General features: G+C 69.4%; 20 protein-coding genes. 8 read left to right on the top strand and 12 right to left on the bottom strand.

What is annotated here, in order from left to right; translation table 11 throughout:
* Positions 1–160 (bottom strand): histidine--tRNA ligase (locus GXY47_06495; GenBank protein NLV30791.1); only part of this gene is annotated, 160 nt, incomplete at its 3' end.
* Between the two features lie 86 nt (positions 161–246).
* Positions 247–603 carry a hypothetical protein gene (locus GXY47_06500; GenBank protein ID NLV30792.1) on the bottom strand — a complete coding sequence of 119 codons (357 nt, stop codon included), beginning with the start codon at positions 601–603 and terminating at the stop codon, positions 247–249.
* Between the two features lie 110 nt (positions 604–713).
* Here GXY47_06500 and GXY47_06505 point away from each other — a divergent pair, with 110 nt between their 5' ends.
* A complete protein-coding gene (locus GXY47_06505) occupies positions 714–1670 on the top strand; it encodes a lysophospholipid acyltransferase family protein (GenBank protein ID NLV30793.1) in 957 nt (318 codons plus the stop codon).
* Here the strand turns inward: GXY47_06505 and GXY47_06510 are convergent.
* The 8 genes from GXY47_06510 to GXY47_06545 all read right to left on the bottom strand — a co-directional run bounded on the left by GXY47_06510 (position 1667) and on the right by GXY47_06545 (position 8004).
* Positions 1667–3115, bottom strand: coding sequence for a tetratricopeptide repeat protein (locus GXY47_06510; protein ID NLV30794.1), 1449 nt, complete (start codon positions 3113–3115; stop codon positions 1667–1669). The genes GXY47_06505 and GXY47_06510 overlap by 4 nt on opposite strands.
* Before the next feature lie 17 nt (positions 3116–3132).
* The gene (gene mtnP / locus GXY47_06515; GenBank protein NLV30795.1) at positions 3133–3996 is read right to left on the bottom strand and encodes an S-methyl-5'-thioadenosine phosphorylase; all 864 of its coding nucleotides are present in this window, start codon (positions 3994–3996) and stop codon (positions 3133–3135) included.
* A 105-nt stretch (positions 3997–4101) separates the two neighbouring features.
* Positions 4102–5241, bottom strand: a complete 1140-nt coding sequence (hemW, locus tag GXY47_06520) for a radical SAM family heme chaperone HemW (GenBank protein ID NLV30796.1) — start codon at positions 5239–5241, stop codon at positions 4102–4104.
* Complete coding sequence (locus tag GXY47_06525; GenBank protein NLV30797.1) at positions 5241–5846, bottom strand: cysteine hydrolase; 606 nt, start codon at positions 5844–5846, stop codon at positions 5241–5243. The genes hemW and GXY47_06525 overlap by 1 nt, the downstream gene beginning before the upstream one ends.
* Positions 5847–5897: 51 nt before the next feature.
* Positions 5898–6533, bottom strand: coding sequence for a DNA repair protein RadC (radC, locus tag GXY47_06530; GenBank protein NLV30798.1), 636 nt, complete (start codon positions 6531–6533; stop codon positions 5898–5900).
* A gap of 97 nt (positions 6534–6630) precedes the next feature.
* Entirely contained in the window at positions 6631–7374 is a 744-nt protein-coding gene (gene fabG, locus GXY47_06535) for a 3-oxoacyl-ACP reductase FabG (GenBank protein NLV30799.1), read from the bottom strand.
* 31 nt (positions 7375–7405) lie between these two features.
* Positions 7406–7579 (bottom strand): hypothetical protein, encoded by a 174-nt coding sequence (locus GXY47_06540; protein ID NLV30800.1) that lies wholly within the window; start codon positions 7577–7579, stop codon positions 7406–7408.
* Positions 7576–8004 carry a hypothetical protein gene (locus GXY47_06545; protein NLV30801.1) on the bottom strand — a complete coding sequence of 143 codons (429 nt, stop codon included), beginning with the start codon at positions 8002–8004 and terminating at the stop codon, positions 7576–7578. The genes GXY47_06540 and GXY47_06545 overlap by 4 nt, the downstream gene beginning before the upstream one ends.
* Before the next feature lie 146 nt (positions 8005–8150).
* On the opposite strand from GXY47_06545, the gene GXY47_06550 reads away from it, so the two are divergent.
* From GXY47_06550 to GXY47_06580, 7 genes are all read left to right on the top strand, one after another.
* Complete coding sequence (locus GXY47_06550) at positions 8151–9269, top strand: type IV pilus twitching motility protein PilT (GenBank protein NLV30802.1); 1119 nt, start codon at positions 8151–8153, stop codon at positions 9267–9269.
* 59 nt (positions 9270–9328) lie between these two features.
* Positions 9329–9826, top strand: coding sequence for a RecX family transcriptional regulator (locus GXY47_06555; GenBank protein ID NLV30803.1), 498 nt, complete (start codon positions 9329–9331; stop codon positions 9824–9826).
* A 1-nt stretch (position 9827) separates the two neighbouring features.
* Complete coding sequence (gene alaS, locus GXY47_06560) at positions 9828–12470, top strand: alanine--tRNA ligase (GenBank protein NLV30804.1); 2643 nt, start codon at positions 9828–9830, stop codon at positions 12468–12470.
* A gap of 69 nt (positions 12471–12539) precedes the next feature.
* Positions 12540–13211, top strand: a complete 672-nt coding sequence (locus GXY47_06565) for a lytic transglycosylase domain-containing protein (GenBank protein NLV30805.1) — start codon at positions 12540–12542, stop codon at positions 13209–13211.
* Between the two features lie 93 nt (positions 13212–13304).
* Positions 13305–15038, top strand: a complete 1734-nt coding sequence (locus GXY47_06570) for an N-acetylmuramoyl-L-alanine amidase (protein ID NLV30806.1) — start codon at positions 13305–13307, stop codon at positions 15036–15038.
* Complete coding sequence (locus GXY47_06575; protein NLV30807.1) at positions 15039–16103, top strand: hypothetical protein; 1065 nt, start codon at positions 15039–15041, stop codon at positions 16101–16103.
* Positions 16100–16771 (top strand): Crp/Fnr family transcriptional regulator, encoded by a 672-nt coding sequence (locus tag GXY47_06580; protein ID NLV30808.1) that lies wholly within the window; start codon positions 16100–16102, stop codon positions 16769–16771. The genes GXY47_06575 and GXY47_06580 overlap by 4 nt, the downstream gene beginning before the upstream one ends.
* An 11-nt stretch (positions 16772–16782) precedes the next feature.
* Here GXY47_06580 and pabB read toward each other — a convergent pair whose 3' ends face one another.
* Complete coding sequence (pabB, locus tag GXY47_06585) at positions 16783–18531, bottom strand: aminodeoxychorismate synthase component I (GenBank protein NLV30809.1); 1749 nt, start codon at positions 18529–18531, stop codon at positions 16783–16785.
* A gap of 34 nt (positions 18532–18565) precedes the next feature.
* Positions 18566–19519 (bottom strand): signal recognition particle-docking protein FtsY, encoded by a 954-nt coding sequence (gene ftsY / locus GXY47_06590; GenBank protein NLV30810.1) that lies wholly within the window; start codon positions 19517–19519, stop codon positions 18566–18568.
* Between the last annotated feature and the right edge of the window lie 17 nt (positions 19520–19536).

Raw genomic sequence — 19536 nt, forward strand, 5'->3', positions numbered from 1 at the left:
CGATCCCGCGCGCGAACAGTTCGGTGGGCTCGATGACGGGGGTCCGGATCTCCCGGTACCCGTGGCGCTCGAAGATGCGGCGCGCGCACTCCTCCACGAGGCGCCAGCGCTCGGTCTCCCCGGGGAGGAGGTCCCGCGTCCCCGGCAGGTTGTTGGACAGCGGTTCTTGCATCGGTGCGTCCTTGTCGAAAAATTAGAATCGTAGCAAATCCGGGGCGGCGCGGCCGCCCTTTATGCCGAGAAAAGTCATCCCGCATCCCGGAGCCGCCGGAACTGGTCCGTCCGGCGGCGCAGCTCGAGCCAGGTCTCGAAGAGCGCGGGGGTCTCGAGCCAGATCCGGAACCAGAGGGCGATTTCCCCCTTCTCGAGCCGGCGCACCGCGGCGACGCGCGGGTTGCGGGCGATCTGCTCCGCCCGCCGCCGCCCCAGAAGCGCCAGCTCGCGGCAATACCCCTCCCCCTTCCGGTCCCCGAGGTCCCGGTAGCGGAGGCGCAACTCCTCCAGCCGCCGGAGGGTCTCCTCCGCCTCGGCGAAGGTCGCGAATTTCAGCAGCCCCGCGAACACCCCGTCGTAGGGGGGGGCGAAAGGCTCCCGCCGCTTCATCTCTCCCCGCCCTCACCCGGCCAGGAACGGTCTATGCAAAGAGGCCGGAGTCTGTTATGTATGAATGCCGCCATCAGGGCGAGAGTATATCATCCCGGAGGGGCGAGAGCTTGAATTCCCTTGCCGTCTACATCCTGGCCCGGACAGGAATTGCGCTTTTCCGCCTGCTCCCCCGCGCCGCGGGGGGCGGGCTGATCCGCGCCCTCGCCTCTCTCTTCTACCGCCTCGACCGGCGGCACCGGCGGATCGCCGGCGTCAACCTGCGCATCGCCTTCCCCTCCCTGCCGGAGCGCGAGAGGGGGCGGATCGCCCGCCGCAGCTTCCAGAACGCGGCGCTCAACCTGCTCGAAATCAGCCGCCTCCCCGCCCTCTCCCCGGAGAACATCTCCCGCCTGGCGGTCTACGACGAGGTGGAGGGGCTCGACAACTACCGGGAGGCGCGCCGGCGGGGGAAGGGGATCCTCTACCTCACCGGGCACTTCAGCTCCTGGGAACTCCTCCCCACGGCCCACGCGCTCTACGGCCACCCGCTCGCGTTCACGACGAGGCCGCTCGACAACCCGCGCCTCGAACGCTACCTCTCCTCGGTCCGCGCGCTGCACGGCAACCGCGTCATCCCCAAGGGCAACTCCGCCCGCGCCATTCTCACGGAACTCCACTCGGGGCGCGATTTCGGCATCCTGATGGACCAGAACACCAGCCCGGACGAGGGGGTCTTCGCCCGCTTCTTCGGCGTCCCCGCCGCCACCTCCTCGAGCGTGGCGCTGTTCGCGCTGCGCACCGGCGCCCCCGTCCTCCCCGGCTACCTCACCCCCATGGAGGGGGGGCGCTACCGCATCCGCTTCCTCCCCCCGATGGAGGCGGTGCGCACCGGGGACCGGGAGCGGGACATCGAAGTCAACACCCAGCGGTTCAACGACGTGCTCGAGCGGATCGTGCGCGAGCAGCCCGAGAGCTGGCTCTGGGGCCACCGGCGCTGGAAGAACCAGCCGCCCGAAAACCCGCAGGACCTCTACGCCCTATCCCCGGAAGAACTCGCCGCCTTCCTTTGCCGCACCCGAGGCTAAGGCAAATCGAGCAGCCGGGTGAATTCCGGCTTGTAGCGCACGCTGTCGAGCACCGATTGGACGTTTTTCAGCTCTTCCCGCAAAAGCGCCCGGTACCGCTCCGGCTCGAGTTCGACGGCGCGCGTGAACGCGGCGATGGCGGGGGCGGCAAGATCGTTTTTCGCGTACAGGACCCCGAGGTGAAAGTAGTTCCGGGCCGTTCCCTCCCCCAGTTCGATCACCGCCTCGTTGGCCTCGATCCCCTCCCGGTCGAGCCCCAGCCGCTCCGCCACCCGCGCGAGGTTGGCCCAGGCCGGCGCGTAGCGCGGGTCGAGCTGGACCGCGCGCCGCAGCGAGGCGCGGGCCTCCTCGAACCGCTCCCGCTCCGCGAGCAGCGTCCCCATGTTGTAATGGACCTCCTTCTGGCCCGGGTCCGCCTCGAGCGAGCGGGCATAGGAGCGAAGCGCCTCCTCGTAGCGCCCCGCGTCCCCGTAGAGGTCCCCCAGGAGGAAATGGACGTCGGAGCCCTCCGCTCCCGGCCCGGCGGCCCCCTCGAGCACCTCGATCGCCTCCCCGGTCCGGCCGAGCTTGGCCAGGGCGAAACCGAGGCGCGAGAGGACGCGCGGACGCGCCGGGTCCCCCGCCAGGGCCGCGCGGTAGCTCGCGGCCGCCTTCTCGTACTGCTGCATCAGGCTGTAGGCGTCCCCCAGCCGCTCCCGCGCCTGGGCGTCTTCCGGCCTCTGCCGGGCCGCCTCCTCCAGCTCGGCCGTCCCCTCGGACAGCTTCCCGCCCCCCAACAGGAGCATCCCCAGGTTGAAGCGGGCGGCGAAGTGGTCCGGGGCGCGCGCGAGCAGCTTCCGGTAATGGGCGGCCGCCCGCTCCCCGTCCCCCCGCTTTTGATACAGGAGCGCCAGCTCGAAGCGGGAGCCGCCGTCGGCCGGATCGCGCGCCACGACCTTTTCGAGGTTTTCCGCCGCGGCCGCCTCCCGGCCGTTGCCAAGCTCGAGGTAGGCCAACGCCTTCAGCATCTCCAGGTCGTCGGGCCGCCGCGCCACCCCCGCCTCGAGCGCCGCGATGGCGGCCGCCGGGTCCCCGGCCCCGCGGTAGGCCGTGGCCAGCAGGCGGTAGACTTCGGGGTCGAACTGCGGGTCGATCCGGAGCACGGTTTCCAGCGCAGCGGCCGCCTCCGGCATCTCCTTCCGGTTGAGGTGGACGAGGCCGAGGTTGTAGTGCGCCTCCAGGAAATCGGGCTTGAGGGCTACGGCCCGGCGGAAGAGCTCCACCTGTTCGTCGCCGTTTTCCGCCGCGGTGCCGATCATCGCTTCGGCCTTGCGGAAGGGGACCATCGCCTCGTGAAACGCCCGGGCCTCCCCGAGCATCTCCTCCGCCCCCTTCTTCTCCTTCTCCTCCCCCGCCACCATATTCGGGGCGCACCCCGCCGCCAGGAAAAGGAGAAGGGCCGTCACCGCCGTTTTCGAGCCCATTATGGCAGGTAGCGCCCCACGATGGGGGCAAGCCGCGCCTTCGCCTCCGGCGTCACCGCGTCGGGGCGCGTGATCAGGGCGTATTTCAATGCGTCGCCGCAGGAGCATTTCCGCTCCCCGTCCAGGTCGGCCACCGTGCGGGTGAGGATCGCCTCGGCGGCGCGGCAGTTGCGCTCGAGGTTCCCGAGGATCATCTCGGCGCTGACCGTCTCGTGCCCGTCGTGCCAGCAGTCGTAGTCGGTCACCAGCGCGATGGTGACGTAGCAGATCTCGGCCTCCCGGGCCAGCTTCGCCTCCTGCAGGTTGGTCATCCCGATGACGTCCATCCCGGCGCCGCGATAGAGGATCGACTCGGCCCGGGTGGAAAAGGCCGGCCCCTCCATGCAGACGTAGGTCCCCCCCTTCTTGGCCGGGAAGCCCGCGCGCGCCGAGGACTCGAAGACCTGCTCCAGAAGATCGGGGCAGACCGGGTCGCCGAAGGAGATGTGGGCCACCAGCCCGTCGCCGAAGAAGGTCGACACCCGCCCCCGGGTCCGGTCCAGGAACTGGTCGGGCAGGACGATATCGAGGGGGGCGATGCTCTCCCTGAGCGAGCCCACCGCGCTGACGGAGAGGATGCGCTCCACCCCCAGGGTTTTCATGGCGTAGATATTGGCGCGGAAGTTGAGTTCCGACGGCATCAGCCGGTGCCCCCGCCCGTGCCGCGCCAGGAAAGCCACCCGCTTGCCGCCGAGCGTCCCCGTCACCAGCTTGTCGGAAGGATCGCCGAAGGGGGTGGCTACCGCCACCTCCTCCCGCTCCTCGAGCCCCGCCATGTCGTACAACCCGCTCCCGCCGATGATGCCGATCTTGATTTTTCCCATGATCTCCCTTCCACCCGTATCCCTTCTTCCCAGGACCCGCCGCGGGCCCCGCACGGCATCTTATCAACCCGGGAGAAGTTTGAAAAGAAAACCGTTCCGGGCCGGCTAGACGAACTCCCGGAAGATTTCGTTCGACAGGAGCATCCCCGGGACCGTGAGGCGCACCCGCGATCCCTCCCGCTCGATCCACCCCCGTGCGAGGAACTCCTCGATGGCGGCGGCGTAGCCTTCCGGCAGCGGCGCGCCCGTGCTGGCGGCGAGCCGGTCGAGATCGAGCCCCTCCGTGAGGCGGAGCGATAGAAAGAGGGTTTCCGACAACGCGCGCTCCCCCTCCACCGATTCGGACCTGACCTCGGGGCTCCGGCCCGATTCGATCCGGCGGCAGTAGTCTTCCAGGCTGCTTGCGTTGGCCCGGCGGCGCCCCCCGTCGAAGGAACAGGCCCCCGCCCCGAAGGCGAGCACCGGCTCGCGGCGCCAGTATTTCAGGTTGTGGCGCGAGCGCCGCCCCGGCCGGGAGAAATTGCTGATTTCGTACTGCTCGAAGCCGCAACCGCGGAGGTACTCCACGCTTTCGGCGTACAGGTCGGCCGTCTCGTCCCCGTCGGGCAGCGTCACCTTCCCTTCCCTCGCCATCACGCCGAGCAGGCACTCCTCGTCGAGATCGAGCATGTAGAGGGACAGATGTTCGACGCCGCTCGAGGCCGCCCGCTCGAGGGTGCGGCGCCAGGAGCGGGGCGTCTGCTGCGGCAGGCCCAGCATCAGGTCGAGACTGATGTTGTCGAACCCGCTTTTGCGGAGCAGGGCGAGCGCTTCGAGCGTCATGGCGGCGGTGTGAGCGCGCCCCGCGGCGACGAGTTCCCCGTCCGAGAAGGACTGCGCCCCGAGGGAGACCCGGTTGACTCCGGAGGAGCGCCAGAGGGCGGCCTTTTCCTCCGAGAGGGTGCCGGGATTGGCTTCGAGCGAAATCTCGCAGTCGTCCGAGAGGCGGAAGCGCCCGCGGCAGGCGTCCAGAAGCGCGGCGATCCGCCCCGCGGGGAGGAGGCTCGGGGTCCCGCCGCCGAAATAGACGCTGCCGGCCCCGGCCCCTTCCGGGGCTCCCGCGCCGCGGTTCACTTCCCGGAGGAGGGCCGCCGCGTAGCGGGCCTCGAGCGCCGCGTCGAAGACGACGCTGTTGAAGTGGCAGTAGAGGCAGCGGCTCAGGCAGAAGGGGAGGTGCAGGTATAGCCCCAGTTCCGCTTGCGGCATCAGCTGGCGCCCAGGTCGAGGAGGGTCTCCACGGTGACGGTTTCCACCCCCGCCGATCGCATCTCGGAGAGCGCTTCCCGCTCCCCCTGAGGGGAGAGGGCGCGCACGGCGTCGCTGACCAGCACCACGCTCACCCCGCGGCTGCGGAGCCCCAGGGCGGCGGCCCGGACGCAGTGTTCGGTCGTCACCCCGAACACGACCGCCCGCGCCGGCAGGGCGCGCAGCAGCCGCTCCGCCACCGGGTTGGAGAAGAGATCCAGGGTCTGCTTTTCCACGATGATCTGCCCGTAGCGGCGGACGGCCTCCACCAGGTTGCGGTCGATGGGGTGGTTTTCGAGCACCAGGGGGCGGCCCAGGATCGTCTCGTCGATCTTCTTCTGCCCCTCGCTCCCCTTGACGCAGTGGGGGGGGAAGGTGCCGAATTCGGGGTCGTCCGGCGCGTGCGCGTCGACGCTCGAAAGGATGCTGATGCCGCTCCGGCGCGCGAAATCGAAGAGGCGCCGGAGCTTCGGGATAATGCGCTCCGCCCCCGGGACGTAGAGGGCCCCGTCCTTGTGCATGAAGTCGCGCTGCGTGTCCACGTCCAGGAAAAAGAGTCTGTTCATGCCCCCATTATAACCGGCGCGGAGGGAGATTGCCACGGGCGGGGGGCCGGCTCAGAAAGGGGCGGCGCGCGGCGGGGCGAGCAGGCCCGAATCGGCGAAGCTGTAGTAGTCGTCGTGCCCCAGGATGATGTGGTCCAGGATCCGGATCCCCAGGATTCTTCCCGCCTCCGTGAGCCTCCCGGTGCACTCCCGGTCCTCCCGGCTCGGGGCCGGGTCCCCGGAGGGGTGGTTGTGGAGGAAGATCAGCGCCGCCGAGCTGTCGCGCACCGCGGGGGCGAAGACCTCGCGCGGGTGCACCACGCTCGTGGAGAGGCTCCCGACCGAGACCAGGACCTCCCGGATCAGCCGGTTCTTGGAATTGAGGTGCAGGGAGAGGAAGTGCTCCTTGGGGACGGAGAAGTACCGGCCCCGGTAACGTTCGTACAGCTCGCGGCTGTTGCTGAAGCGCTCCCCCGGGCGCATCGGGGCACTCGACGCGCACCTCCCCAGTTCGAGCGCCCAGTAGACGGCCGCCGCCTGCCCGGCCGGGAGCCGGCCCGCGCGCCGGATCTCCTCGAGCGAGGCCTGGGCCAGCCGCCCGGCCGAACCGAAATGCTCCATCAGCCGGCGGGAGGCCAGTTCCGCCGCCTGTCCGGAGCGCCCGCGCGACAGCACGTTACAGAGAAGCTCGTGGATTTCCGGATACATGCCCGCCAGCCGACACGAGTGAGGGAATGCAAGGCTACAGAGGTCTAATGAACGGGAGGGGGAAAGTGCCAACGGAATTTCGCCGGGCGCGCCGCTTTCAGATGGCCAGGCCCCCGTCGGCCTGCAGCACCTGGCCGGTGATGTAGGAGGCGTCCTCGGAGAGGAGGAAGGCGGCGATCCGGGCCACTTCCGCGACGGAGGCGAAACGCCCGAGCGGGATCTCGCCGAGGGCGCGCTCGCGGTACCCGGGGGAGAGGGCGCGGGTCATTTCCGTGTCGACGAACCCGAGCGCCAGGGCGTTCACCCGGATGCCGCGGCCCGACAGTTCCCGGGCCAGCGCCTTGGTCAGCCCGATCAGGCCCGCCTTGGAGGCGGAGTAGTGGGCCTGCCCCGGCGCGCCGTGCAGGCCGCTCACCGAGGAGATGTTCAGGATGGCGCCCGATCGGGAGCGGAGCATGAAAGGGGCCGCGGCCCGGCAGAAATTGAAGGCCCCCTTGAGGTTGGCCCCGATCACCTCGTCCCAGTCGCTCTCGCTCATGCGCAGGATCAGCTTGTCCCTGGCGATCCCGGCGTTGTTGACGAGCAGATCCACCCCTCCCGCGCTCTCGGCCACCCGCCGCACGCAGTCGGCCGCGAGCGCGAACGATTCGACCGGCGCCTGGAACGCCCACGCGCGCCGCCCCAGGCCCTCGATCTCCTCCCGGAGGGTGTCGGCCGCGTCCACGCTCCGGCTGTAGCTGAAGGCGACGTCGCACCCGCGGCCGGCGAGTTCGAGGCAGATGCCGCGCCCGATTCCGCGCGCCCCCCCGGTCACGATGGCCGTTTTGCCCAGCAGTTGCATGAGACCCCCGAGGGGCCGGGCCGCCCCCCCGCTAAAAGGGGAAGGGGTACATCAGCCAGCCGGCCACGATGGAAAGGAGGACGAAGGAGCCGAAAAGGATGAGGAAATAGCGCGTCCGCTCCCGCACCCCGTTTTTGGCGATGAAGGCGAGCACGAGCGAGGCCAGGATGCTGAAGACCACCATCAGGACGAAATGGTTCTTCATGGCTTTCTTCCCATCGCGATGTCGAAGACGTCGATGATCACCAGCATGTTCAGAAGCCCCGCGACGTAGAGATAGATGTTGGCGTAGTCGTAGGTGTAGGAGGTGGGATCGCCGATGCCGGCCCCCTGCAGCCACGGGATCCAGTAGAAAAGGCCGGCGCCCGCCTCGGCCGCGAACTTGAGCGCGGCGACGATGCCGTCGAAATCGGGGCTCCAGAGCCTGCCGTCGAGTCCGATCCCCGCCGCCGCCATCAGCCCGATGGAGCAGAAGAACACGGCCGCGCGGTCCCATTTGCCCAGCAGCGCGTGCCCCAGCCCGGGCACGAGCGCCCCGCCGACGCAGGCCGATAGGGTCTTCGCGCCCCCGACTGAATTCCGGACCGGCTGGGACCCGGGTGCGGGGTCCTGCAAAGATTGCGTTTCCATAGGGGTAGAATCTTACGGAATGGAGCGGGGTCCGTCAAGGAGAGACTCCAGGCCCTGCGGGGCGGGCCACGAAAACCTATTGTTCCGGCCCCGGCGCGCCGATAGCGAGTGCGACGGCGGCTTATCCGCCCGGGAGAGGACTCGGCATGAATCTCGACACGCTGCTGCGCACCATGGTCTCCAAGGGGGCCTCGGACCTGCACCTGAAGGTCGACTGCTTCCCCCACCTGCGGGTGAACGGCGAACTGGTGCCGCTCGCGGACCAGGGGAAGCTGGCCAAGGAGGATTCGCTCATGATGGCGTTTTCCATCATGAACAGCAAGCAGAAGGAGCGCTTCCGCGACGCCGCCGAGGTCGACATCGGCTACGGGGTGCGGGGGCTGGGACGCTTCCGCATCAACGTGTTCCAGCAGCGGGGGAACGTCTCGGTGGCGGTGCGCGCCGTCCCCTCCCGCATCCTCTCCTTCGGGGACCTGTTCCTCCCCCCGGTCCTGCGGACCATCGCCGAGGAAAACCGGGGCCTGGTGCTGGTCACCGGGACCACCGGGTCGGGCAAATCGACCACCATCGCCTCGATGCTCAACTACATCAACGAAAACTTCACCCGCCACATCATCACCATCGAGGACCCGATCGAGTTTTCCTATAACGACCGCATGAGCCTCATCAGCCAGCGCGAGATCGGCGTGGACGCCACGAGTTTCGCGTCCGCCCTGCGCAGCAGCCTGCGCCAGGACCCGGATACGATCCTGGTCGGCGAGATGCGCGACGCCGAGACCATCGAGACGGCCCTGGTCGCGGCGGAAACCGGGCACATGGTCTTCAGCACGCTGCACACCCTGGACGCGGTGGAGACCATCAACCGCATCACGGCCGCCTTTCCGGTCCACCAGCACCGGCAGATCCGCCTGCAGCTGTCGATGGTCCTGCGCGCCGTCGTCTCCATGCGCCTGATGCGGCGCTCGGACACCCCGGGCCGCGTCCCCGCCATCGAGATCCTGCGCACCACGGAGCTGATCCGCAGCTGCATCGTCGACCCCGACAAGACCCGTCTCATCCGCGAGGCGCTGGCGGCGGGGACCTCCCAGTACGGCATGCAGACGTTCGACCAGTCGATCTACGATCACTACAAGGCCGGGCGCATCTCCCTCGAGGACGCCTTCGCCTACTCGACCAACCCGGAGGAGTTCAAGCTTCGGATCCAGGGGATCTACACGACCAAGGACGCCGCCATCGAATCGATGCAGAACGCCCTGACCCGCTAGGCCGGGTTGATGGTATGCTGTGTCCGGGGGGCGCCCGGAGGCGCTCCCGGTGCGCATCGATGGATACCCGACCCGACCCCGACCTGATGAAAAAAGCCGCGGCGCTCCTCGCGCGCCGGCCGCTGTGCCGCGCCGACCTGGGCGCGCGTCTCGCCCGCGCCGCGCCCGGCACCCCGGTCGAACCGGTGCTCGACCGGCTCGAACAGCTCGACCTTCTCAACGACGCCGAATATGCGTATAATTTCGCTCTCCATCGGATGAAACGGCAGGGATGGGGACCGGCCAGGGTGGACGCCGCCCTCGGCCGGGTCGGCGTGCCCCCGCCCGTCATCGATGCGGCGCTCGGGCGCGTGCGGGGGCAGCTCGGGGAGGACGCCGGGCTCGGGGCCGAAATCGACCGGCTCTGGGCGCGCCGCGGCGTTCCCCGCACCCCCGCCGAAGCCCGGAGCCTCGCCGACGCCCTTGCCCGGCGCGGCTTCGCCCGGGACCGGATATCGGCCGCGCTCCGCCGGCGGCTCCCCGCGGCGCTCGCGCGCCGCTTCGACACAGGAGATTGACTTGACCAGCAGCCTCGAGATCCGCGAAACCTTCCTGAAATATTTCGAGCAGAACGGACACAGGAGAGTGCCCAGCAGTTCGCTCATTCCCTTCAACGACCCGACGCTGCTGTTCACCAACGCGGGGATGAACCAGTTCAAGGACATCTTCCTGGGCCGGGAACGGCGCCCCTACACCCGCGCCGCCACGAGCCAGAAATGCATGCGCGTCAGCGGCAAGCACAACGATTTCAAGGATGTCGGCCACTCGCGGCGCCACCATACCTTCTTTGAAATGCTGGGCAACTTCTCATTCGGCGATTACTTCAAGAAGGACGCCATCCACTTCGCCTGGGAGCTGCTGACCGGCCGCTACGGCCTCGATCCCGGGCGGTTGTGGATCACGGTCTTCCGCGAGGACGACGAGGCGTGGGACCTCTGGCACCGCCAGGAGGGGATCCCGGCCGAAAGGATCCTGCGCCTGGACGAGGCGGACAACTTCTGGACGATGGGGGAAACGGGCCCCTGCGGCCCCTCGTCGGAGCTGCACTACGATTTCGGCCGCAGCCCCCTCCCGGACCACGGCGAGTGCGACCTGACCTGTCCCTGCGGCCGCTGGGTGGAGGTCTGGAACCTGGTCTTCATGCAGTTCAACCGAGACGCGTCGGGCCGGATGGACCCGCTCCCCTCCCCCTCGATCGACACCGGGATGGGGCTGGAGCGCATCACCACCATCCTCCAGGGACGGACGTCCAACTACGACACCGACCTGTTCCGGCCGCTGCTCGACGAGCTATCCGGGCTGTGCGGCAACGACTACGGCGCCGACCCCGGCGACGACGTCTCCATGCGCGTCATCGCCGACCACGCGCGCGCGGCCGCCTTCGTCGTCGGCGACGGGCAGTACCCGGGCAACGACCGGCGCGGCTACGTCCTGCGCAAGATCCTGCGCCGCGCCATGGTCCACGGCAAGAGGCTGGGCATCGCGGATCCCTTCCTCTACCGCCTGGCGGGGAGCGTCATCGAGGCGATGCGGCCCGCCTACCCCGAGCTGGCCGAAACGCGCGAAACCGTCGCGCGTGTCATCCGCCGCGAGGAGGAGTCGTTCGCCGGCACCCTGGGCGAGGGGCTCCGGGACTTCAACGAGCGGGCCGCCCGCCTCAAGGCCGCCGGGGAGCGGGCGCTCCCGGGGGAGGAGGCGTTCTTCCTCTACGATACCCGGGGCCTGCCGCTCGAGATCATCGAGGACCTCGCGCGCGAAAACGGGCTCACCGTCGACGAAGCCGCCTTCGCCCGCGCCTTCGAGACGCAGCGCGAGCGCTCGCGCCGGGACTACGCCTCGGGAAAAATCCGACAGGAGGTGGCCCAGACCCTCTTCGAGGGGACGACCGATTTCGTCGGGTACGACGCCGCCGGCCCCGTTCCGGCCCGCATTCGGGCCATCATCGTCGACGGCGAACGCGCCGAGGCGGTCTCCGCGGGGGAGCGGGGCGAACTGGCCCTGGACGCCACCCCCTTCTACGCCGCCTCGGGCGGCCAGGTCGGGGACACCGGGAGGATCACGCGTGACGGGGGGCGCGCGCGCGTCCTCGATACGATCTACCGCGGCACCGCCATCACCCACCTGGTCGAGGTGGAGGAGGGGCGGCTCGAAACGGGGGACGCCGTCACGGCCGAGGTGGACCTGGCCAAGCGGCGCCTGACGATGAAAAACCACACGGCCACCCACCTGCTGCAGGCGGCGCTGCGCCAGGTGCTGGGGGCCCACGTCAAGCAGGCGGGTTCGCTGGTCACGCCCGAGCGGCTGCGGTTCGACTTCACCCACTACGCCCCGCTCAGCCCCGCCGAGATCCGCAGGGTCGAGGACCTGGTCAACGGGGAGATCTGGAACAACTCCCCGATCGCCACCTCGCTCATGGACCTCGAGGAGGCGATGCGGTCGGGAGCCACGGCCCTGTTCGGGGAGAAGTACCAGGAAAAGGTGCGGGTGGTGGAGGTTCCCGGCTTCAGCCGCGAACTCTGCGGCGGCACCCACGTCCCCGCCACCGGCCATATCGGGGTGTTCAAGATCGTCGGCGAGGGGGGGATCTCGGCCGGGGTGCGGCGCGTCGAGGCGGTGACCGGACCGGCGGCGCTCGAGCGCTTCCGGTCGGACGAGGAGCTGATCGACGCGCTCCAGGAGGAGGGGCGGGTGCCGCGCCAGGAGATCCCCGCCCTCCTCGAAAAGCTCCACGGGCGCGTGCGCTCCCTCGAGCGTGAACTCGGAGAGCTGAAAGCCCGCTCCGCCCGCTCCGCCATCGGAGACATCCTCGGTGCCGGCCGGGATATCCGGGGGGTCCAGGTGGTGGCGCACGCGGTCCCCTCCACCGACCGCGCGGGGTTGCGCACGCTGGCCGACGAACTCAAGCAGAAGCTCGGCTCGGGGGTGGTCGTCCTCGGAACGCCGCAGGAGGGCAAACCGGCGCTGGTGGTCATGGTCACCGCCGACCTCTGCGGGAAAATCCCGGCCGGCGGCGTCATCAAGAGGATCGCCCCGCTGGTGGGGGGGGGCGGCGGGGGAAAACCGGAACTGGCGGAAGCCGGCGGAAAGGACGCCTCGCGCCTTGGCGAAGCCCTCGACGCCAGCTACGGCGTCATCGAGGAGATGCTGGCCGGCGCACCCTGACCCCTTCCCCGATTTTTCGGCGATGGAGTTTCCCGCTCCCGCCGATATGAAAGGAGATATAATACAAGGATGGCCATGGTCCGAACCTCTCTGTCGATCCTGCTCCTGCTCCTGTTCGCGGCGGGCCCCTGCCTCGCCGAAGCCCTCTATTCCTATACCGATGAAAACGGGACCCCCGTCTTCACCAACATCCCCCCGGTCGGGCGGGTCGAGGACCTCAGGGTATCGGGCCGGGAGGAGGAAGCCCCGGGCCGGGCGGAAGGATCCGAACCGTCCATCGACGCCATCATCGAGCAGGCCGCCCTCGATTTCGGCGTCGATTCCACCCTGATCCGCTCCATCATCAAGACCGAATCGAACTTCAACCCGCGGGCCGTTTCCCCCAAGGGGGCGCGGGGACTGATGCAACTGATGCCGGCCACGGCCCGGTGGCTGGGGGTGGAGGACAGCTTCGACCCCGAACAGAACATCCGGGGCGGGGTCGGCTACTTCCGTTTCCTGATGGACCGTTTCAACAACGACCTGGAATTGAGCCTCGCCGCCTATAACGCGGGGGAAACCCTGGTCCAGCGCCTGGGCCGGGTGCCCCGGATCCGGGAGACCCAGGACTATGTCCGGCAGATCCAGGAGCGGTACCGGCAATCCGGGGGGATCGCCGAAAAGGAGGAACCTCCGCCCCTGTACCGCTACTATGACGAGACCGGGGTGTTGCACGTGACCAACGTCCCCGCCTTCGACTGAACCGGACCTCCTTTAACGGTTAAGGCCTTAATTATCAATAAGTTCTAACTGGTATGGCTTGACAACAGGTCCAACCCTGTCTATGATCTCGACATGATGGGAGTCCGGCGCGGGGAGCGCAATTTTGCTGCCGTCTACTGCACGCTCGCTGCAGCGCTCGTTCTCTCCCTTTGCCCCGCGGCGGCCGCCTGGGAGCGGGACAAGGCGGAGCGCGCCTGGCGCGACGCCCTCGAGCTCGAGGAGCGGATCGAGCCTGACGCCCCCCGCTCCGAGTATGCCCGGTGCGCCGCGCTCTTCCGCAAGGTGTACCTGTACGACCCCCATTATGTCCACGCACCCGACGCGCTCTACGCCGAGGGGCTGCTCCACCAGCGGATGGGAGAGAAGTTCGACTCCGCGAAGGACAGCCGCACCGCGGCCGCACGCTTCGAGTTTCTCGCGCGCGACTACCCCGCCCACCGCGACGCGCGCGACGCCCGGAAACGTGCCGCCGCGCTGCGTTCGGGCGACGAACCGCCCGCCCTCCAGGACGCCGCCGGCGCCGCCAGGACCGCGCCCGCCCCGGGGGTCGCGGCAGCCGGACCCCCACCCCCCGAAAAGGGGGAGGCGCCCCGCCGGGCGGTCGTGCACGGCATCCGCTTCTTTTCACTGGGGGACGCCACCAGGGTCACCATCGACCTCGACCGGAAGACGGGCTTCAGCCGGGCCAGGCTCCGCAACCCCGAGAGGATTTATTTCGACCTGGCCGGGGCCGACCTGTCCGAGGGGCTGGCCGATCGCGCCATCCCGGTCGGAAGCGGTCCCCTCGAACGGATAAGGGCGGGACGCCACAGCTCGAGCGCCGTCCGCGTGGTGCTCGACCTCTCCTCCCCCGTGGAGTACGCGGTCAGGGAACTGGATTCTCCCTTCCGCATCGAAATCGATCTCTACCCTCCCGGCGCCGCCGCGCGGACCGGGGCGCCCCCCGCCCCCGTGCCCGCCCCTTCCGCAGCCACGGCTTCCGTGACCCCGCCCCCAGCCCGTCCGGCCCAGGAGCGGAGCCCGTCCGAGGGGGGGGGCGCCCCGAAGGCGGCGCCCCGGACAAGCCTGGGGGACCGCACGCTCACCCGCATGCTGGGGCTCAAGATCGGCCGTATCGTCCTCGATCCCGGGCACGGGGGGCACGACCTGGGGACGGTCGGCCCGAACGGACTCCGGGAAAAGGACCTCACCCTGGCCATCGCGCGCGAGCTCAAGGCGATGCTGGAGGACGAACTGGGGGCCCATGTCTTTCTGACCCGCGACACGGACGTCTACGTGTCGCTCGAGGAGCGGACGGCCCTGGCCAATCACTACCGGGCCGACCTGTTCCTCTCCATTCACGCCAACAGCAGCCGCCACCGCAGCACGAGCGGGGTGGAAACCTATTACCTCGATTTCGCCAAGAGCGACGCCGAACGGGAAATCGCCGCACGGGAGAACGCGAGCGGCATGCTGGCCGTCAGCGAACTGGAGGATCTCGTCAAGGGGATCGCCCAGGCGGAAAAATCGGCCGAATCGCGGGAACTGGCGTCGATCATGCAGAAGCGCCTGTACACCGGGGCGCGGCGCCTGCTGCCGTCGACGAAGGACCGCGGAGTCCGCCGCGCTCCCTTTATCGTCTTGATCGGGGCCCGGATGCCCTCCATACTTGCCGAGGTCGCCTTTATCAGCAATCCCAGGGACGAAGGGGTCCTCGGCGCCGCGGACGGCAGGAAGGCCATGGCCCGCGCCCTTTACGAGGGAATCGTCGGATACGTGCAGACCCTGGGCGGCGATCTCGTCCAGAACCTCAAAGACGGGGAATAGATGAAACCGACCTGGATCCTGGCTCTGCTGATCTTCCTTGCGCCCGCGGCCGCCGCAGGGCCCGCGTCCCTCTTCCCCGCCCCGGACGAGTTTCCCGAACTCCGGGTGGAATCGGACAAAAGCTTCGAGGACCCCGCCGGGCTGACGGCGGTGGAAAACGGCCGCCTCATCTCCGACGTCGGCTTCGACGCCTACGCCCGGCGCAGTTGGCGGGCGGGCGGCGGCACCCTCTCCCTGGAGATCATCAGGGTGCTCGATTTCCGGGCCGCCTATTCCCTCCTGAGCCTGCTGCGGCCCGCTCCGGTCCTGGCGGGCCCGCCGGGCGACGTCCGGGCCGGAGACGGCGGCACCCTTCTTTTCGCCCAGGGGAGGACGTTCGTGCGCCTCCGGGGGCGCGACATCCCCGGGGACCTCCCGGAGCGCGTCGCCCGGAGCGTGAGCGAGCGCATCGGGCCGCGCGAAGAGCGCGTCCCCGCGCTCGTCGCCCGTCTCCCCGAACCGGGGCGGGACCACGCGACGCTCCAGTATTTTCCGGGACTGGCGCCCCTGCTGACCCACTCCGCGGGCCGGATGCCCGACTACGTCCGCCCCGGCATCGACATGGAAATCGCCCGGGCGGGCTATCTCCTCGACGGCTCCCGGGGCACCCTTACGCTCCTCGATTTTCCCACCCCGCAGATCGCCGAAGCCTATTTCGAGGAGTTCGCCCCGCGTGCCGCTCCCGGCGCGCACCTTTACGGCCGCCAGGCGGGCCCCCTGGTGGCCTTTCTCGAGGGGGAGTGGACGCCCGCGGCCGCGGCGGAAGTCCTCGACCAGGTGCGCTACAGCTATTCGGTCCGCTGGCTCGAGGACGACAAGGGGTCCCCGGGCATCCTCTGGGGGGTCCCGCTGCCGCTGCTCCGGACGATCGTCCACTCCCTGATCTTCGTGATGCTGCTCGCCGCGGCATCCCTCCTGGCCGGCGCCCTGGTCGCCGTCTTCGTGTTCCGCCGCCGCCAGAACCGGCTGAAGACAGAACGGGTGGCCGATGACGACGCCGTTTTCACGAGATTGAGGTTGCGATGAAAGCAGACATGATCCGCGCCGTCCCGCTTTTTTCCACCCTGACCGACGGGGAGTTCGACGCGCTGGCCCACATCTTCGTCTCCCGCTCCTACCGCCGGAACCAGATCATTTTTCTCGAGGAGCAGACGGGGGACTACATGTACCTGGTGCTGTCGGGAAAGATCAAGGTGGCCAAATCGGCGCCGGGGGGGAAGGAAACCATCATCGCCATCCACAAGGCGGGGGACTTTTTCGGCGAGATGTCGCTGCTCGACGGCAAGACCTCGCCCGCCACCGTATCGGCCATGGAGGATTCGCGCATCATCTCCGTCAGCGGGGCGGACTTTCACAAGTACCTGCTCCACAACGAAAAGGTGATGCTCGAAATCATCCACGTCCTGTGCGCGCGCCTGCGCGAGGTCTGGCAGACCCAGAGCCAGAGCCACCGCACCGCCGACTCCCGGATCCGCATGGGGCTCTACGACCTGGCCGCAAAGCACGGGGTCCGCGACTCCCACGGCACCATCATCGACCTGAAGATCACGCACCAGGAGCTGGCGGAGATGGTGGGAACCTCGCGCGAGACCGTGACACGGGCCATGGCCCGCCTCCGGGACGAGGGACTCGTCGAGGTCTCCGGCCGGCGCATCACCCTGCTCGACCCGCAGCGGCTGCTGGGCGACCGCTGATACATGCGCGGCTAGATGAGGACCGCGCGGCGCCAGCGGCGCACCGAATTGACGAGCCAGATCCCGGTGGAGCGCTCGAGGTCCCCGGGCCGGAGCACGCGCTCGGAGATCTCCCCCCGCTCGATCAGCCACCCCCGGAAAACCCCTGCCAGCAGCCCCGATTCCACCGGCGGGGTGAAGCGCCCCCCGTCCACCTCCAGCACCAGGTTGGCGATCGTGGATTCGGTGAGTTCCCCGCGCTCGTTCACGCACAGCACGTCCTCCGCGCCGGGGTGACGCCGCCGCGCCCGCGCGTATACCTCCCGGCGCGTCGTCTTGTGGTAGAGAAAGGGGTCGGAGGAGCACACCGCCCCGTGCGCCACCTGCAGCCGCACCGGGTCCGGGCCGGCGGGGGCCGCCGGGGCCACCTCCACCCTTGCCTCCCCCCGCTCGTCGAGGAGGATCCTCACCTTCCGCGCTTTTGAAAAGTCCGCGGCCATCCGCCCGAGCCTTCCCGCGAGCGTCTCGCGGTCGAGGGTATAACCGAAATAGGCGGCGGAATCGGCCATCCGGTCGAGATGGCGCCCGAGCAGGAACCAGCCCTCCCCCGGCGTCCAGAGGAGGGTTTCGAGCAGGGAAAATCCGCCCGGCCGCTCCTCGAGAACCCGCGCCTTCAGCAGCGCCTCCCCGTATTCTTCGCCGGCCGAGGAATCGGCCACGATCCCCCCGCCGGCGCCGTACTCGACGCTCCGACGCTCCCGATCGACCAGGGCGGTGCGGATGGCCACGTTGAACTGAGCCTCCCCGCCCGGCGAGAGGTAGCCGATGCTGCCGGTGTAGACTCCGCGCGCTTCCGGCTCGAGCTCGCGGATGATGGACGAAGTGCGGATCTTGGGCGCTCCCGTGATGGAGGCGCAGGGGAAAAGGGCGCGGAAGATCTCGGCCGGCGGACGGTCGCACTCGGCGGTGACGGTGGAGGTCATCTGCCACAGGGTCGGGTGGCGTTCGATTTCAAAGAGCGCGGGCACCCGCACGCTCCCGGTGCGGGCCACCCGCCCCAGGTCGTTGCGGATCATGTCGACGATCATCAGGTTCTCCGCCCGGTTCTTCTCCGAACGACGGAGCCACTCGGCCTGGCAGCGGTCCTCGGGCGTGGTGCGCCCGCGCCCGGCGGTCCCCTTCATCGGCTTCGCCGTAAGCACCCCCCCGGCGGTCCGGAAGAAGAGCTCGGGAGAGGCGGAGCACACCACCCCCCGCCCCGTGTCGATGTAGGCGCCGTATCCCACGGGCTGGGCCCGGACCATGGCCAGGAAAAGGTTCCAGGAGTCCCCCCGGAAGCTCCCCCTCAGCCGCAGGGTGTAATTGACCTGGTAGGTGTCCCCCGAGCGGATGTAGTCCTGGATCCTGGCGAGGGCGGCGGCATAGTCTTCGCGCCTCACGGCCGGCCGGAGACGCCCGAGGGCGCAGGCCCCGAAATCGGGCTCCGGCAGAGCGATCACGGCCGGCTCCCGGTAGAGCCCGAACCAGAGGAGGGGAAAGGGACCGCGCGCGGGGTGGGCGGCGAGGGCGGAATCGAAGGCGGGGGCGGCCTCGTAGGCGACGAAACCGGCGGCATGCACCCCGTCCTCCCGCACCAGCCGTCCGACCTCCTCGAGCGCTGGGAGGACCTCCCCGATGCGCCGGGCGGTCAGGATCCGGACCGGCGGGCCGAAGCGCAGCCATTCTCCGCGGGCGGCCTCCCGCAGGATCACGCAGTTCAGCAGAGCGGAGGAATCTCCCATGGCGCCCCGGCGCTCGCGCTCCCGGCGGGAGCCGCTATTGAAAGAGCGAATCGACGAACGATTCGGGGGAGAACTCCAGCAGGTCCTCGAGCCCCTCCCCGATCCCGATGAAGCGGACCGGGATCCCGAGTTCCTGGCAGATGCCGAAGAGGATCCCCCCCTTGGCGGTCCCGTCCAGCTTGGTGACGACGAGGCCCGTCACCCCGGTCGCGCGCGTGAACTCCCGCGCCTGCGCCAGCCCGTTCTGCCCGGTGGTGGCGTCGACGACCAGCAGCACCTCGTGCGGGGCTCCGGGGACCTTGCGCCCCGCCACGCGCCGCATCTTGTCCAGTTCCTGCATCAGGTTGCTCCTGGTGTGCAGCCTCCCCGCCGTGTCGACCAGCACGAGGTCCGCCCCGCGAGCCCCGGCCGCGGAGAGGGCGTCGTGCAGCACCGCCGAGGGATCTCCCCCCGTCCGGCTCCGGACCAGCTCGCTGCCGGAGCGTTCGGCCCAGACCGCCAGCTGTTCGATCGCCGCCGGCCGGAAGGTGTCGGCGGCGCAGACGAGGACCTTCCTCCCCTCCCCGGCGAGGCGGGCGGCCAGCTTCCCCACCGTCGTCGTCTTCCCGGTCCCGTTCACCCCGACGACCATCCAGACCTCGGTCCGCTCCTCCTCCTCCCCTTCCTCCGGGCGGGGAACGCTCAGGATCTCCAGGAGCTGGCCGCGGATCACGGCGCGGGCCGCGTCGGGGCCCGCGATCTCCCCCCTCTTGTGCGCCGCGCGCACCGCCGCCATGACCCGGTCGGTCACCCCCACCCCCAGGTCGGCCCCGAGCAGCGTCCCCTCCAGCTCGTCGAGCGCCCCCTCGTCGATGGCCGAGACCGATCCCAGCACCGATTCGATCCGCGAGACCAGGTTTTCCTTGGTGGCCCCGAGGGCCTTCTTCATCCTCTCGAACAGCCCCGCCTTCTTCTCGGGGGTCTCCCTCGAGGATTTCCTGAAAAACATGGCATCTCCCTTTCCCG

This window comes from Acidobacteriota bacterium, from assembly GCA_012729555.1.
In the GTDB taxonomy this organism is placed as follows: domain Bacteria; phylum Acidobacteriota; class UBA6911; order UBA6911; family UBA6911; genus UBA6911.